This window comes from Rhizobium acidisoli (assembly GCF_002531755.2).
In the GTDB taxonomy this organism is placed as follows: domain Bacteria; phylum Pseudomonadota; class Alphaproteobacteria; order Rhizobiales; family Rhizobiaceae; genus Rhizobium; species Rhizobium acidisoli.
In genome coordinates, this window is record NZ_CP034998.1 from 514,821 (window position 1) to 530,774 (window position 15,954).

The following is a 15,954-nucleotide window of genomic DNA, read 5'->3' on the forward strand; positions in this document are numbered from 1 at the left end:
GCAAGGGGCTGGCTGCCGCAAGGCGGGCAGGGGAGCGGAACGGCAAGATGATATCCGAAGCGCCGCCGTTCTGGTGGAGGAAAGCCGATTGGCGGGCCTGGCTGCTGGCGCCTGTTTCCTTTCTCTACGGTCGTATCGCCGGCCACCGCATGGCCCATGGGCGCCGCGCCTCCGTTGCCATTCCGGTTATCTGCGTCGGCAATTTCACCGTCGGCGGCGCCGGCAAGACGCCGACGGCGCTGACCATTGCCCGCGCCGCCAAGGCGAAAGGGCTGAAACCGGGCTTTCTCAGCCGCGGTTACGGCGGCTCTCTCGATGTGACGACGGTGGTCGATCCCGATCACCACCGGGCGGTTGCCGTCGGCGATGAGCCGCTGCTGCTTGCCCGGGAGGCGCTGACGGTGATTTCGCGGAGGCGCGTCGACGGGGCTCAGCGTCTGGTGGCGGAGGGCGCCGATCTCATCATCATGGATGACGGTTTCCAGAGCGCCCGGCTGGCGATCGACTATGCCCTGCTGGTCATCGACGCGACCCGCGGCCTCGGCAACGGCCATATCGTGCCGGCCGGCCCGGTGCGGGCCCCGATCGGCCAGCAGCTGCGTTCGGCCACCGCCCTGTTGAAGGTCGGCGGCGGCAATGCCGCCGACAGGATCGTCCGCATGGCGGCACGCGCCGCAAAGCCCTATTTCACCGCCGCGCTGAAAGTGCGCGGCGACAATACGCTTACCGGCATGAAGGTGCTCGCCTTCGCCGGCATCGCCGATCCCGCCAAATTCTTCCGCACGGTCGAATCGCGCGGCGCCGAAATCACCGTCGCCAAATCCTTCGGCGACCACGAGCACCTGACCGAGGACGAGATCGACGACATCCTGACGACCGCCGAGCGTCAGGGCCTGCTGATCGTCACCACCTCAAAGGATTTCGTCCGTCTCTCCGGTCATCCCGGCAAGGCGGCACAGCTCGCGGAAAAGTGCCGGGTGATCGAGGTCGACATGGTGTTCGAGGATCACCTCGCCCCGAGCCTGATCATCGACCGGGCGATCGTTGCCTGCCGCGAGCGGCGTCTGCGTGAGATCAAGGCCGGCGTTAAAGCGAGTCCCGGAAAGGCTGAGCCGGTCTAAAAGACTGCTGCAAACTCGCGTTGGTTTGCGGAGGCTATGGATCAACGGCCTCTTGTCCGCCGCTTCGTCCGGCTTTCTCCTACCCCCAATCGCAATGTGGTTACACGATCGAGTGAAGCAAAGTTTCGCGGGCGGAGGTCAGATGCGACCGACAAGCGTGATCGATCAACGCGATGTTGCGGCTTTCGAGGGCATCGATCAGCGCGAGATGTTCCCCAATGGCGACCTCATTGCGCGCGCGTTCATCCCGCTTGTTCCACTGATAGTGATAGTGGAAGACCATGGCGATCACGTCTTGGAAGCTTTCGATAAAACGGTTTGGCGCGACAGCCACAATCAGGCGATGGAACCGGCTGTCCAGTTCCGAGAAATCCTGAAACCGGGCATCGATATCCGCGAGTAGTTCCAAATGCGCCGCTCGTACGGCACGCACCTGCTTCCAGATGGGTGAGCTGTCGGGCAGGGTAGCGAACAGGCGTGCGGAGCGCATTTCGAACATTTCTCTGATTTCGAACAGTTCGAGTGCGAAACTTGCGGTGAACCCTTTAAAAACCCAGCCTGCATTCTGACGCCTCTCGATCAGCCCATATTTCTGAAATCGATTGAGGAACTCACGGACTATGGTTGTCGCGACGCCGAATTTCCGAGCCAATTCAGCCTCATTGATTTCCGTGCCCGGACACGCATCGCCGCGCAGCATCCATTCCATGAAACTCGTCTCGAACTGTTCCGAAATGGCTAAGGTCTCTTCCTTCGGATAGCGCTCTATCTGCCGCGGCTGCTCCCGTATAATCCGCCTATGCGCTTCGGATACGATGATCCCACGTGCGGACATCGCCGCCAGCACCTTCCGCACCGTCGTTCTGCTCACGCCAAGCTGGGCGCGCAGTGCGTTTTCCGATGGCAATTCCTCTCCAAGATCGAATGCCCGAATGATATCGATCATATCATTAAAGGCCCGCTTAAAGGTCGTATCCGTCCTCATTGCACAACTTCCGGCATGTTTAGATATCCATAAGAAACAATTTGACGTACGTGTATCATATGTTTCTTATGTATAAAAAACCAGGGAGGCTCGGGAAATTTGGAAGACTCTCGGATATTGCCTCAGAATTCGTCCCGGCCGGGAGGTTCGCAAGGTGCAACCTTCCACCCGAGACAATCTGGAATCACATTGGGACTGAAGCTTTTGAGCTTAGGCCCATTGTTGATCCTCATTATCCTCATCGCGGTCGTCAGTCTGATCACGCCGGCTTTTCTAAAGCCCGGCAACCTGGGGAACATCCTGGCGCAAACGGCGGTGATTGCTCTTGTGGCGATGGGGCAGCAGCTCGTTATCCTGACACGCGGTGTCGACCTGTCTGTCGGCTCGAATCTCGCGCTTGCGACAGTCATCGGCGGATTGGTCTACCAGCAGGTTGATGCCTCGATCGCCGTCATTATGGCCATGTTGCTGGCGGGTGCTGCTGTCGGGGCGGTAAACGGCGTGGTGTTTGTCTACGGTCGGCTGCCACATCCCTTCATTATTACCCTTGCGACCTTGAGTATCTGCCGTGGTCTGGCACTTGCATTGGCCCCTGGCCACACCACTATGCGCGGGATGCCCGAAGCAATTACTGCGATCGGTGGCGGTACGACGTTTGGTGTGCCCAATTCCTTCCTTGTCGTCGGGATCTTCGGGCTTCTTTTTCTGATCCTGACGAAGGCAATGGTCTGTGGCCGATGGATCTATGCCGTCGGCGGCTCGCCGAATGCCGCCAGAAGCATGGGTATACCGGTAAAGGGTGTCCTGCTCTCGACCTACATTATCTCAGGCTTTTGTGCCGGCGCCGGCGCGGTGCTGCTGGCGGGACGGACAGGTGCCGCCTCGCCGATCTATGGCAATCTCTTGGAACTCGACACGATTGCGGCGGTGATAATCGGTGGTGCCAGCTTCCTTGGCGGACGAGGCCATCTCGGCCACGCCCTGATCGGCGCCGTGCTGATCGGCGTCATCCGCAACGCCCTTAACCTTCTCGGCGTCGATGTGTTCTTTCAAATGATCGCGATCGGTCTCGTCATCGTCATCGCCGTTGAGGCCGATGTGCTTCGTAACCACCTCGAGGCGCGCGCGCGTGTGCTTCAATCGGCGAGAGTGCAATGAACGCTGCATCCACCCCACCGGTCCTTTCGGTTCGAAATGCCCAGAAGCGCTTTGGCGCCATCCATGCCCTGAAAAATGTAAGCTTTGATGCATATGCAGGGGAGGTAACGGCTCTGCTGGGTGACAACGGTGCCGGAAAGTCGACGCTCGTCAAATGCATCAGTGGGCTTCATAGTCTCGACGAAGGAGAGATCCTCGTGGATGGTGCTCCCGTACTGCTCCATTCAACGGCGGCGGCCCGTCGCGCCGGCATCGAAATCGTCTATCAGGATCTGGCGCTTTTCGACAACCTGACCCCTGTGCAGAATTTTTATTGCGGGCGAGAAATCTCTTTCCCTTCTTGGCTGCCACGCCCGCTCCGCTTCCTCAACACGGGCGTAATGAAGCGGGAGGCAGCGCGCGTAATCGATCGCCTGAAGGTGAAGCTGCCGCGGTTCGACGCGCCGGTCGCGCTGATGTCTGGTGGACAACGACAGGCGATTGCGGTCGCGCGCGCCATTGTTTTTGCACGCAAGCTTGTGATCCTTGACGAGCCAACGGCTGCCCTCGGCGTCCGAGAGTCTCGCCAGGTTCTTGATCTTGTCAATCAGCTCAAAGCCGAAGGCAATGCCGTGATCATAATCACGCACAATATGGAACATGTCGTCGAAATCGCCGATCGGGCCGTGGTGCTGCGACAGGGTCGCAAGGTGGGTGAGCTGAAGCCAACCCAAACGAACAAGCAGGACCTTGTCGCGATGATTGTCGGCGCCGAGGCTTAGGGGAGATCACTGCTTCGATAGGGCAGTGGACAACGAGATCGCTCTAGAGGAGGGCGATCGAAACATGGGAGGTGTTATGATGAAACCGCAATCCCTGCTGGGAGCTCTTGCGCTTCTGGCTGTCGCTGTAGTCCCATCCTTGGCGCAGGAGCCGATCAAGCTCGGCTTTATAACCAAATTCCCGGTACCGTTCTTCGCAACAATGGAGAACGCAGCCAAAGATTATGCAAAGAGAAATCCCGGCGTCGAGATTATCTATGGGCAGGGGACGTCGGCAACCGACATCGAGGGCCAGATTGCACAGATCGAGTCGATGGTGACACGAGGCGTGCAGGGTATTGCGCTCACGCCCGTCGATCCCACCGTGTCCACGGCCCTGGACAAAGCGGTGGCTTCAGGCGTCAAGGTCGTCCTGATGGATAACAATATTCCGGATTGGAAAGGCAGGACGGCGCTTGCCACGACCAATAATTTTGCCGCGGGCAAGATCGCCGGCGAATATCTCAAAACGGTTCTTAAAGCTGGCGATACGCTCGGGATTCTCGAGGGTGTGCCCGGTGTGCCAGCGCTTGATGACCGTGTGAAGGGTATGCTTGAAGGGCTGCAGGGCCTTGACGTCAAGATCGTCGGGAAAGGCGCAACAAACTGCACCGAGGAACTCGGGATCAGTGTCGCCGAAGATCTGCTGACGAAGAACCCGGACCTCAAGGCCATTTACGCCGCTTGCGGCCCGCCCGCTGCTGGCGCTGCACGCGCAATCAAGAATTCCGGCACTGCCAATGACAAGATTGTGTTGGTCGGTTTCGACTTTTGCTGCGGCGAAGAGGAGGCGCTGAAGAGTGGAGTCGAGGATGCTTCGGTGGCGCAGTTCCCCACCAAGATGGCTGAACTCGGTGTGGATGCGCTGGTAAAATCGATTCGCGGAGAGAAGGTGGAGTCTTTGATCGATTCCGGGGCCGCGCTCGTGACGCCTGAGAATATGGCGCAATTCAAGTAAACCGTTGCCTCTCTGTGCAATTTGCAGAGAGCGCATATCGACCTTGTTGGTGCTTAGCAAACGGCCCGTCCTTCGTGGGCGGGCCGGACCTGTGGCCCCTCGCACGCGGCCGCGCTTTAACGCCTCTGGTTCGGCAGCACGCCGGCACGTTTGTCGGCTTCGATTGCCGAGATCACGTCGGCATAGGGTTCCTGGCGGGCGACGCTCCAATAGCGCAGCTCGTCGAGCGGGATCTGTTTTCCCGTCATCGCGCAGACGACATAGGAGCCGGGCGAGAGAATCTGGAAATCGCCATCGAGATACCGGATCTTCGCCTCGCGGTTTCCGTGCCCTTCGAACAAATTCATGCGCTCCGTTCCCTGCAGCCTCTCATCCGTTTGCCATACTCCGGCAGAGGCGGCTTTTCCAGTTTTTTTAGCTTCTGCCGAAAAGCCGCTCGATATCGCTGAGCTTCAATTCGATATAGGTCGGCCGGCCGTGATTGCACTGGCCGGAGCCGGGCGTCACTTCCATTTCCCTGAGCAGCGCGTTCATTTCTTCCGGCCGCAGTCGCCGCCCGGAGCGCACCGATCCGTGGCAGGCCATCGTCGCCGCCACATATTCGAGCTTGGCCGACAGGCCCGACGCCGTGTCCCATTCGGCAATCTCGTCGGCAAGCTGGCGGATCAGGCCATGCGCATCGACTTCGCCGAGCATCGCCGGTGTTTCGCGCACGGCAATCGCCCCAGGGCCGAAACGCTCGATTGCCAGGCCGAGTTCGGAAAGCTCGCCCGCATGCTGCATCAGCCGGTCGCAATCCTCTTCCGGAATGTCGACAATCTCCGGGATGAGCAGCACCTGCGAAGCCAGCCGCTTCGAATGCAGCGCCTTGCGCATCGCCTCGAACACCAGCCGCTCATGCGCGGCATGCTGGTCGACGATGACAAGCCCGTCCTCGGTCTGGGCGACGATGTAATTGGCGTGGATCTGCGCCCGTGCCGCGCCGAGCGGATAGCGCCCGGTCGTTTCGGGAGAGGCCGTCTCGGCTGCTGCCGGCTGCGGCGAAAACGGCGGCTCGGCCCGTGCCGTCGGCATTGACAGCCCGTCGAAGGAGGCCTGCGGCCGTTCACCGAAACCGTTTGCCGGCTGGTAGGGACGGGAAGGCGAGGTATCGGCCGACCATGGTGTCTGCGGCCGTTGCGCGTAGGGCTGGAAGCCGGGGCGGAAGGAGCGCAGCATGTCGCTTGCCCCAGTCGTGGCCGCCCGGCTGCCGTCGCGCGCCAGGGCTTCGCGGATGGCGCCGACGATCAGGCCGCGCACCAGGCCGGGGTCGCGGAACCGCACGTCGGATTTTGCCGGATGCACGTTGACGTCGACGAGGGCGGGATCGAGGGTAATCGACAGCACCGCCACCGCATGGCGGCCTGACGGGATGGTTTCGGCATAGGCGCCGCGGATCGCCGACAGGATCAGCTTGTCCTGCACCGGCCGGCCGTTGACGAAGGCATATTGATGGGCGGAGTTGCCGCGATTGAAGGTCGGCACGCCGGCAAAGCCGGTGAGCGAAATCTCCTCGCGCACGGCGTCGAGCGCAATGGCGTTGTCGCGGAAGTCCTTGCCGAGCACCTGCGCCATGCGTGCTAGATGATCGTCGCCGGTCGCCGGAAATTCCAGCGTCGTGCGGTCGGAGCCGGACAGCACGAAGCGCACGGCGGGAAAGGCGATCGCCATGCGCTTGACGATCTCGGTAATGGCACCGGCCTCGGCCTTCTCGGTCTTCAGGAATTTGAGCCGGGCGGGGGTCGCGAAAAAAAGATCGCGCACTTCGACGATCGTCCCGGGATTGGCGGCGGCCGGGCGCAAATGCGCGACCTTGCCGGCGTTGACGGCGATCTCGTGGCCGCCGGCGCTGTCGCGCCTGCGGCTGGCGATGCTGAGCCTTGCGACCGAGCCGATCGACGGCAGCGCCTCGCCGCGGAAACCGAGCGTGCGGATATCCTCCAGCGTCTCCGATAGTTTCGAGGTGCAGTGGCGCCTGACCGCCAGTTCCAGATCGGCCGCATCCATGCCCGAACCGTTGTCGCTGACCCGCAGCAACGCCTTGCCGCCCCCTGCCGTGGCGATCTCGATGCGCGTCGCGCCCGCATCGAGCGCGTTTTCGATCAGTTCCTTGGCAGCGCTCGCCGGCCGTTCGATGACTTCGCCGGCGGCGATCTGGTTGATGAGCGTTTCGGAAAGCTGTCTGATGGCCATGGGCTATTTTCGAGGATTCGCGGGCTGGAGGGAAGAGGGTTCGATGGGCATTCCCAAAGCGTGATCCGGGCCTCCCGCAACTTGGGGATCACTAGTGTTAAGCCGGTTTTAACATAAAAATGGCATTTCTATTCAAATACCTCCGGAAGCTTTCGAAATCGAACAGATGTGGGACGCAACAGCATGAGTGCCGGCTTCGATAAGGCGGACACATCATCGGAAACCGACGGGATTTCCGCCGGGGCCGATCTGCAGACGGCGCTTTTCGATGTGGTGTGCGACAGCCTTTCGTCAGCTTTCATCATCTATGACAAGAACGATCATCTGATCTTCGCCAGCCGCCAGACGCTGGAATTCTTCCCGCTGCCGCCCGAGATGCTGAAGCCCGGCACGCGGCTTCGCGATTTCCTCGGCGCGGTCTACGACACCGGCATTCGCCAGCAATATGACGTCAAGCAGCGCGGCTCGCTGAGCCGCGAGGACTGGCTGTCGCAGAAAATCGCCTCGCATTGGCGCGAGCGCTTCGATGCCGTCGAGCGCCATGCTGCCGACAGCTGGGTGCGTTTCGTCAAGCGCCGGCTGCCCGGCGGTTATGGCGTCACCATCATTTCCGATATTTCCGAGGACAAGAAGCGAGAAGAGCAATGGCGCTCGGATCTGGAGCGGGTGCAGCTCACCGAGGACATTCTCGACAATCTGCCGTTCCCGCTCTTCGTCAAGGACCGCAACCTCACCTATGTCGCGGTCAATCTCGCCTTCTGCGAGAAATATCAGACGACCGCCGACGAGGTGCTCGGGCGCAAGAGCAGCGACCTTTTTTCCGTCGAGATCGCCAAGCGCTTCGAAGAGAGCGACCGTCATGTGCTGGAGACCGGCGAGATGTCCGTCTCCCGCCAGCGGCAGATCTCCCGCGATGGCATCGAGCGCGATATCGTCAGCCGCAAGCACCGCATCGGCAAGCCGGGCCGCTATTTCCTGGTGTCGACCATGCAGGATCTGCCGCGTGATGGCGCCGATCTCGACGAGTTCGGCCGGGCATCGGCGATCACCACCTCAAGCAATCAAAGCTATCGCCGCGCCTATGTGCCGGTGCCGAGTGCGGTCGAGCGCCGCGAGCCGGCGGCGATGGAAGCGATCGTTCCGGAGAATTTTTCCGGCCGCAAGGTCCTCGTCGTCACGTCCGACCTTGCCGCTGAGACCGCCGCGCTGCGGACGCTGTCGAAATACGGTTTCGAATCCTGCTCGGTCCGCGGCGAGGACGAGGAGGAACACTTCCTGGAAATCGCCACGTCCTCCGGCATCTCGCTCGATCTCTTGATCATCGACAACCAGATGGGCATGCGCTGCCTCGAGCTTGCGGAGCAATACGGCATCCCGGCTCTGGTCATGGACGGCTTTCAGATCGCCAACGAACTGACCTTCCAGATCGCCCGCCATTTCAACCGCAACAGCCGCAATGGTGGCACCGGTGCGGATTCGGATTGGGAAATCAGCATCTCCGACGACGTCGTCGGCCTGCAGGTTCTCGTCGCCGAAGACAATGATATCAACCAGATCGTTTTTTCGCAGATCCTCGAAGGCCTTGGTTATCGCCATATGATCGCGGCGACCGGCGATGAGGCCGTGCGCCTCTGGGCCGAGCACCGGCCGCAGATCGTGCTGATGGATATTTCGCTGCCGGGCTTCAACGGCTTCGAGGCCGCCCGCCTCATTCGGCAGATGGAAGAAACCGGCGGGAAAAGCCACACCCCGATCATCGGCGTCCTCACCCAGGCCTTCGAACGGGACCGCGCCGAATGCGTCAAGGCGGGCATGGACGATGTCATCATGAAACCGGTCAGCCCCGATATGCTCGAGGCGGTCTTCCAGAGGCATCTGCTGGATGAGGTCATGCGGGCGCGAGGCTGATGCATGTCATCAGGACCTGTGAGCGGCTCCGGCCAACGGCATAAAAATTAACGACTTTAGCCGGGACCACCGGTCAACTCCCGGATTCTGGGGTGGTTTTAGCGGCAATGCCTGCTGATTTACTATCAAATTGTTAAGACATGCCGGTCATTCTTTGCATGGCGCGGGAAAGCTCGGGTGAATGATGAAATCGGCGGACACAGCTTTCTTGACCGTCGGTCAGAATGAGCTTCAGGCGATGGCCTATACCGATCCGCTCACTGGATTGGGAAACCGCAATCGCATGCGGGACAAGGTCCTGCAGATCTCTTCCGAGCGCGCCAGCGACCCGGCGCCCTTCACCATCGGCATCGCCAATCTCGACAGTTTCAAACCGATCAACGATCTCTTCGGCTCGGCTGCCGGGGATGAAATCCTTTGCCAGGTCGCCCATCGCCTGAGGGCCTGCATTCCCGATGGCGCGTTGGTCACCCGCCATGACGGAGATGAATTCGCCTTCGTGCTACCGCTGATCTTCGAGCGGGCGAGTGCCGAAAAATTCGGTCAGATGATCCGCGAGGTGCTGTCGGCCCCCTATGATCTCGGCGACCGCAACGTCCGTCTTTCCGCCTCCCTCGGCTTTGCCATCTACCCGTTCGCCGGAGAAGACTGCGAGGAGCTGCTGAAGAGCGCCGAAACCGCCCTTTACCGTTCCAAGCGCCGCGGCCGCGGCCAGATCACCGTCTATTCGCGCGAGATCGCCCAGGAAATGAAGCGCGCGACGCAGCTGGAGCAGGCGCTCAGAAACGCCATCATCTCCGATGCGATCGACGTGCATTTCCAGCCGATCGTCTCGCTCTCCAACAATCAGGTGGTCGGCTTCGAGGCGCTCGCCCGCTGGAACGATCCCGATCTCGGCTTCGTCTCGCCCGGCGTCTTCGTGCCGCTCGCCGAAGAACGCGGCTTCATCGATGCGCTGTCGGAGGCGCTGCTGCGCAAAGCCGCCGAGGCCGCCCTTTCCTGGCCGCGCGAACTCTTCCTGTCGTTCAATCTCTCCTCGGCGCAGCTGATGGATCCGGGCACCAGCAGCAGCGTCCTGTCGATCCTCGGCCGCGTCGGCTTCGATCCGCATCGCCTGGAGCTGGAGATCACCGAGACCGCGGTGATGAGCTCGGCCGATACCGCCCACCGCATCATCGCCGATCTGCGCGCCGCCGGCGTGCGTATTTCGCTCGATGATTTCGGCACCGGCCAGTCAAGCCTCGGGCGGCTTCGCGACTTCATCTTCGACAAGATCAAGATCGACCGCGCCTTCGTCTCGCGCATCAATTCCGACCGCGCCTCCGAACACATCATCAAGGCGATTCTGACCATGTGCGACGGCCTGGAGCTGGAAGTCGTGGCTGAGGGCATCGAGGATTATGCCGAGGCGGTGAAGCTGCGCATGCTCGGCTGCGGCATGGGCCAGGGCTATCACTTCGGCCGCCCGGCCGATGGGATCGCCACGCTGCGCTTCCTGCACGAGAACTACTACGATCCGACCATGGCGGAGCGTGTCAGCGCATAAAGCATGATGCCGAAAACCGTGAGCGGTTTTCTCAACGACCGACATAGCAAAAAGCGATGGCGCCCCTAGGAGCGCCATCGCCTACGCTATACTACCGCGCGGTTTTTCTGGCCCGGCTGTCTCAACGCCAATTTACTTGGGCGTTGTCGAGCCGGTGGCCGTGGTGTCGGTGCCGGTCGCAGCCGGAGCCTTTTCGGCCGACTGCATGGCCAGCGTCTTGAACTCAGGTGCGGCCTTCAGCGATTCAGCCGTTTCGCTCGTCGTCAGCTTGACGCTGCCGTCCTGCGTATTCTGGGCGACGGTGATCTTCTCCATAGGAACGGCGACGTTCTTTTCGCCGATACCAAGGAAGCCGCCGACGCCGACAATCGCAGCAACGAAACCGCCATCCTTCTTGAGGATCAGGTCGTTGACGCTGCCGATGCTTTCATTGTTGCCGTTATAGACCGACTGGCCGATATAGGTATTGGCACTGACCTGGTCGGGAGATTGCTCCGTGATATAACCGGCCTGCGCCGTGTCTGCCGTCGGGGCTGCAGCCGGAGCCTGTGCTGCATCGCCTGCGGGCTTGGTGACGTCAGGGGTCATCGGCTTCGGTGCTGCCGGATCGGCGGGAGCCGCCTGTGTCGTGGCAGCCGGATCGGCCGGCTTCGGCGCCGCCTGCGAGAATGCCGCCGGTGCGAAAGCCGTGGCAAACAGGGCGCCAGCGGCAACGGTCGTCAAGAGTTTGCGTGTCATTTCGAACCTACCTTCAGTTCCTAGAGTGGTCGCTGACGCGGCAATTTCTGTGTCATTGCCGCGCCGGTTCGAAAGGAAAATGACTGGTGCGCCGATTGGTTCCGGTTGAAAACACGGAAAATTTCTCGATTTTCACGGAACATTTATCGCGCAACCGCTACCAGAACGAGAAAAGGCGCCTCCGGCCGGAAGCGCCTTTGAGTGTTGCGGGCAAGCTGTCTTCAGATCACGTAGACCGGATCGAACACGCCTTTGACCTCGATGCCGAGTTCGAGCAGCGCGCCGGCGCTCGGCTGCGCAGAACGGGCATCCTCATCGAGGCCCTCCCAGGCGGTCGTCACTGCCAGCCGGTCGGCATTGACGCCGATGAAGGCCGGGCAGGAGGGCTGGACGGCGGGAACCTTGTAGCGCGAGATGCGCAACCCGTCGGGATTGTAGCGGTCGACGACGCCAGCGCCCCAGCGGGAATTCCAGATATAACCATCGGCATCGACCACCGAGCCGTCGATGTCGCCGGGCTCGTCGGCGCTGTCGACCAGCACGATCGGCTCGCCCGAGGGCATACCTGTGTTCGGATCGACCATGACGCGCATCAGCCGATTAAGGCGGGAATCCGTGTAATAGCCGATGGTGCCGTCCGGCGAGAAGCAGATCGAATTCGGGATGCTGATGCCGTTGAAGATCTTCGTCACCTTGCCGCCAGCGACGTGATAGATGGCGCCGGCCTGGTTTTCCGCCCGCTTGCTCATCGTGCCGATCCAGAGTGCACCGGAAGGATGGGTGCGGCCGTCGTTCGACCGGTTCTCCGGCCTGTCGTTTTCGAGCGCGGCATAGAAGGTCAGGTTGCCGCTCGCCACATCGCGGACGAAAAGCCCTTCCTCCGTCGCGATCAGCTGCCGGCCGGCGTCGATACGGGCAAGCACGCTCGCCATGGCAGGCAATGGATGCACCTTCTTGGCGCCTGTCGAAAGATTGAGCTCGTGCAGTTCCTTGCCGAGGATGTTGAACCACCAGACGGTATTGCTGTCCGGATCATAGGTCGGGCCTTCGCCGAGAACGGAATTGGTGTTGCAAAGGGTCTTGCCCTCGAACTCGTAGATATCGGTCATACGCTCACGCTCCCAATGGCTGCATCATAGGCGTAAATGGTCGCCTTGGCGCGCTCGGCAACCTCCGATGCGGTCATTCCCGGCTTGTAGAGGCTGGTGCCGAGACCGAAGGCGAAGATGCCGGCCTTGGTATAATCGCCGAAATTCTTGTCCGACACGCCGCCGACGGCGGCAATCGTCAGTTCGGGCGGCAGGATCGCCCGGATCGCCGTGATGCCGGAAGGACCGAGCACGCTTGCCGGAAAGAACTTGAGACCGGTCGCGCCGGCCCGCGCTGCGGCAAGCGCCTCTGTCGGGGTAAAGACGCCTGGCATCGTCACCATGCCGTATTGGCGCGCCCGAATGATCACCTCGGGCTCGACATTCGGCGTGACGAGCAGCGTGCCGCCGGCGGCATTCAGGCTGTCGACCGCCTCGACCGTCAGCACCGTGCCGGCGCCGATCAGCACCTCGGGCGGCGCCATCTTGGCGGCGATCTCGATCGATTTGAACGGCTCCGGCGAATTGAGCGGGATCTCGATCGCCGTCAGGCCATTGTCGATCAGGGCGCCGACCACGCTTTCGGTCTCGTCGGGCCGGATGCCGCGAAGGATGGCGATCAGCGGGCGCTTCATGTCGGGGAAGGGGATACGGTTCATCGTGTCGGCTTTCTCAATTCGGCCAGATGGCTTCGGCGGCGGCCGAAAGCCCGCGGCGCACGGCGGCGTCCGCATCGATGGCGGTGAAGGGAAGGGAGAGGGTTTTGAAGGCCTGTTCGTAGAGCGCCTGCAGGCGCCCGGAGGCGACGAGCGTGATGCCTGAGTTGGCCGCATCTTGCAGCGCACCGGCAATTTCGAGGCCGATCAGCGTGCCGGAGAGCCGGGCCTGCGCTGATGCGGCCGAGATCCCGTGCAGGAGCTGGCCCGAGCGGGCGGTAAAGAGCAGATTGGAGGCAAGCGCGGGCCGCGCGAAAGCCGCGGAGACCGCCGCTTCGAAGGCCGCCGCATCGGCCGGCTGCTCCTGAGCACCGGCAACGGCATGCGAAAGGATCGTGTGTTTGCTGATGACGTCGAACAGTTCGCCGGTCATGAAGGTCGAAAAACCGGTGACCTTGCCGTCGCCCACATGCACCCACTTCGAATGGGTTCCAGGCATACAGACCGCCTGGGCGCCGGCGCTTGCACTGCCGAGCGCGCCGAGAAGCTGGGTCTCCTCGCCGCGCATGACATCGGGTGTCGCCATGTCCCGCTGGGCAAGCCCCGGCAGGATGCGGATGTCGCGGCTTCCTCCCGGCACGGAGACTGCCGCAGTCAGGATCGCGGCGAGCGGCGCCGGCACGTCGATATAACCGGCCTCGACCCAGCCCTGCCGTGCACCGGCCATGCCGCAGACGATCACCGGCAGGTTCTCGGGCGCCTCGACGGCGGCAAGATGGCCTGCCAGCACTTGGGAAAAGCCGGCTTTTGCCGCACTCGTCATGCCTTCGCCGCTGCGGCGCTCGGCAAGCACGCTGCCGTCCTTGCCGATCAGCCAGAGCCGAAAGCTGCTGGTGCCCCAGTCCACCGCGACATAAGCGGGATTTGCCATTACAGAATGCCTCCATCGACAATCAGGGACTGGGCGGTCATTCCCGCCGCGCAGTCGGATGCAAGAAACAGGCAGGGACCGACGATTGCGTCGGGCTTTAGCGCGACCTTCAGGCATTGCTGCTCGACCGAACGCGCGACGCTCTCTTCGGTCAGCCAAAGCTGCATCTGCCGTTCGGTGAGGACCATGCCGGGCAAAATGCAGTTGATGCGGATATTCTCCGGGCCCAGCCTGCCGGCCATGCTCTTCGTCAGCCCGACGACTGCAGCCTTGGCCGCCGCATAGGCGGGAAAACCGCCCATGTTCAGTTTGAAGGCGATCGACGACATATTGATGATCGCCCCGCCGCCGGCCGCCCGCATCGATGGCGCTGCTGCCTGGGAGGTGAAGAACACATGCCGCAGGTTGACTGCCTGATTGTTGTCCCAATAGGCCTCGGTCACCGCGTCGAAATCATGACGGTCGTCCCAGGCGGCATTGTTGACAAGCACGCGGATCGGCCCTGAATTGGCGACGACGGTATCGACGGTGCGCCGGATCGCCTCGATGTCGCGAAGGTCGGCATGGTGAAAGGAAACCGGATGCGCCGTCTCCTGCGACAGCCTTTCGGCGAACGCGCGGCCGGCTTCCTCGGCAATGTCAATGAAGGAGACCTTGGCGCCCTGGCGCGCGAAACCTTCGACGATCGCAGCACCGATGCCCGATCCGCCGCCGGTCACCAGCACGGTTCGGTCTCTGAACTCCGGAAATTGTGCTGGCATCGCCGTCGCCTTTTGATATTCCATGATGTTCCATTATTTGGAACTATATTTGACTATATGGAATTATCGAATTATGCTGGCCTTGCTGTCAAGGGCGGACGAGATGATGAATTCAAATGGCGATAGCATGGCGCAGGCCCGCGAGACCGGCACGCTCGGCAAACTGATGGTTCTGCTCGATCTCGTCACCCATGCCGACGCACCGCTGCGTTTCACCGATATCCTGGCCCTTGCCGGCCAGCCGCGCGGCACCTTGCATCGCCAGTTGAGCCATCTGGTGGAGGAAGGGCTGCTTGAGCTTGATGGCGACGGCCGTTACGCGCCGGGCCTACGCCTGCTCGATTTTGCCGCGCGCAGCTGGGCGCGCAACGAATTCCGGCTGATTGCCGAGCCGCACCTTGCCGATCTGCAGCAGGCGACCGGCGAGACGGTGCATCTCGGTGTTTTGAGGGGCCAGTCGATCATCTATCTCGACAAGGTCGACGGCCGTCAGCCGGTGCGCATGTATTCGCAGATCGGCAATGCCTCGCCCTGTTACTGCACCGGCGTTGGCAAGGCCGCCCTTTCCCTGCTTCCGGCCGATCTCCTCGCCGATCTTCTCGCCGGCCTGAACTTCACCCGCTTTACCGCCTCGACCCATCTCTCGGCAGAAACGCTGCTTGCCGAAATCCGCGAGATCACCGACCAGGGCTATGCCTTCGACCGGGAGGAGCATGAGGCCGGCATCCGCTGTGTCGCCGCCCCGCTTTGGTCGCAGGATCGGGCCTTTATCGGGGGCATTTCGATTACCGGCCCGGCCTATCGTCTGTCGATGGAACTTCTGCGCCAATGGTCCGTTCCAGTTCAGCTGGCAGCTGGGAGGATCATGGAGGACATGCGCATTCGGCTCGGCCCGCGCCGCTAAATGCGATCGGAGAGCATGCTTATGATGAGGGCGATATTGAGATTTTCCGGCGAATCACGACAACTGTAAATAGTCCGCGAAATCGAAAACCACTCACCGGCCGAACGCCTCTACGGCGAGGCCGATTCCATGTGATCCAATCAGCGATCGTCATTCCCCGAAGCAATC

The 15,954-nt window shown here is 61.6% G+C and carries 15 protein-coding genes; 7 read left to right on the forward strand and 8 right to left on the reverse strand.

Annotated features, from left to right (window positions below):
• Positions 1-47 precede the first annotated feature (47 nt).
• Positions 48-1,121 (forward strand): tetraacyldisaccharide 4'-kinase, encoded by a 1,074-nt coding sequence (lpxK, locus tag CO657_RS02540; protein ID WP_003588276.1) that lies wholly within the window; start codon positions 48-50, stop codon positions 1,119-1,121.
• Positions 1,122-1,221: 100 nt separating this feature from the next.
• Here the strand turns inward: lpxK and CO657_RS02545 are convergent, their stop codons facing one another.
• Positions 1,222-2,106: a GntR family transcriptional regulator gene (locus tag CO657_RS02545; RefSeq protein WP_003588275.1), complete on the reverse strand. Its 885-nt coding sequence runs from the start codon at positions 2,104-2,106 to the stop codon at positions 1,222-1,224.
• A gap of 99 nt (positions 2,107-2,205) precedes the next feature.
• On the opposite strand from CO657_RS02545, the gene CO657_RS02550 reads away from it, so the two are divergent.
• The 3 genes from CO657_RS02550 to CO657_RS02560 all read left to right on the forward strand — a co-directional run bounded on the left by CO657_RS02550 (position 2,206) and on the right by CO657_RS02560 (position 5,022).
• A complete protein-coding gene (locus CO657_RS02550) occupies positions 2,206-3,264 on the forward strand; it encodes an ABC transporter permease (RefSeq protein ID WP_179611532.1) in 1,059 nt (352 codons plus the stop codon).
• Complete coding sequence (locus CO657_RS02555) at positions 3,261-4,025, forward strand: ATP-binding cassette domain-containing protein (protein WP_054181422.1); 765 nt, start codon at positions 3,261-3,263, stop codon at positions 4,023-4,025. Before CO657_RS02550 ends, CO657_RS02555 begins: the two co-directional genes overlap by 4 nt.
• A gap of 79 nt (positions 4,026-4,104) precedes the next feature.
• The gene (locus CO657_RS02560) at positions 4,105-5,022 is read left to right on the forward strand and encodes a sugar ABC transporter substrate-binding protein (RefSeq protein WP_003588272.1); all 918 of its coding nucleotides are present in this window, start codon (positions 4,105-4,107) and stop codon (positions 5,020-5,022) included.
• A gap of 116 nt (positions 5,023-5,138) precedes the next feature.
• Here CO657_RS02560 and CO657_RS02565 read toward each other — a convergent pair whose 3' ends face one another.
• Together CO657_RS02565 and mutL are read right to left on the reverse strand one after the other, a co-directional pair.
• Entirely contained in the window at positions 5,139-5,369 is a 231-nt protein-coding gene (locus CO657_RS02565; RefSeq protein WP_003588271.1) for a DUF2093 domain-containing protein, read from the reverse strand.
• A gap of 67 nt (positions 5,370-5,436) precedes the next feature.
• Positions 5,437-7,254, reverse strand: coding sequence for a DNA mismatch repair endonuclease MutL (gene mutL, locus CO657_RS02570; protein ID WP_054181423.1), 1,818 nt, complete (start codon positions 7,252-7,254; stop codon positions 5,437-5,439).
• Between the two features lie 183 nt (positions 7,255-7,437).
• Between mutL and CO657_RS02575 the strand changes: the two genes are divergently transcribed.
• Both CO657_RS02575 and CO657_RS02580 read left to right on the forward strand, forming a co-directional pair.
• Positions 7,438-9,162: a response regulator gene (locus tag CO657_RS02575; protein ID WP_054181424.1), complete on the forward strand. Its 1,725-nt coding sequence runs from the start codon at positions 7,438-7,440 to the stop codon at positions 9,160-9,162.
• 181 nt (positions 9,163-9,343) lie between these two features.
• Positions 9,344-10,708 carry a putative bifunctional diguanylate cyclase/phosphodiesterase gene (locus CO657_RS02580; RefSeq protein WP_012556735.1) on the forward strand — a complete coding sequence of 455 codons (1,365 nt, stop codon included), beginning with the start codon at positions 9,344-9,346 and terminating at the stop codon, positions 10,706-10,708.
• A 132-nt stretch (positions 10,709-10,840) separates the two neighbouring features.
• Here the strand turns inward: CO657_RS02580 and CO657_RS02585 are convergent, their stop codons facing one another.
• The 5 genes from CO657_RS02585 to CO657_RS02605 form a co-directional block, all read right to left on the reverse strand.
• Positions 10,841-11,446, reverse strand: coding sequence for a PRC-barrel domain-containing protein (locus tag CO657_RS02585; protein WP_012556736.1), 606 nt, complete (start codon positions 11,444-11,446; stop codon positions 10,841-10,843).
• A 221-nt stretch (positions 11,447-11,667) separates the two neighbouring features.
• Positions 11,668-12,555, reverse strand: coding sequence for an SMP-30/gluconolactonase/LRE family protein (locus CO657_RS02590; RefSeq protein ID WP_003588263.1), 888 nt, complete (start codon positions 12,553-12,555; stop codon positions 11,668-11,670).
• Positions 12,552-13,193, reverse strand: coding sequence for a 2-dehydro-3-deoxy-6-phosphogalactonate aldolase (locus CO657_RS02595; protein ID WP_003588262.1), 642 nt, complete (start codon positions 13,191-13,193; stop codon positions 12,552-12,554). Before CO657_RS02595 ends, CO657_RS02590 begins: the two co-directional genes overlap by 4 nt.
• Before the next feature lie 13 nt (positions 13,194-13,206).
• Positions 13,207-14,121, reverse strand: coding sequence for a 2-dehydro-3-deoxygalactonokinase (locus CO657_RS02600; RefSeq protein ID WP_054181425.1), 915 nt, complete (start codon positions 14,119-14,121; stop codon positions 13,207-13,209).
• Complete coding sequence (locus tag CO657_RS02605; protein WP_012556739.1) at positions 14,121-14,882, reverse strand: SDR family NAD(P)-dependent oxidoreductase; 762 nt, start codon at positions 14,880-14,882, stop codon at positions 14,121-14,123. Before CO657_RS02605 ends, CO657_RS02600 begins: the two co-directional genes overlap by 1 nt.
• A gap of 106 nt (positions 14,883-14,988) precedes the next feature.
• Here CO657_RS02605 and CO657_RS02610 point away from each other — a divergent pair, with 106 nt between their 5' ends.
• Positions 14,989-15,786: an IclR family transcriptional regulator gene (locus CO657_RS02610; protein ID WP_054181907.1), complete on the forward strand. Its 798-nt coding sequence runs from the start codon at positions 14,989-14,991 to the stop codon at positions 15,784-15,786.
• Positions 15,787-15,954: the final 168 nt, after the last annotated feature.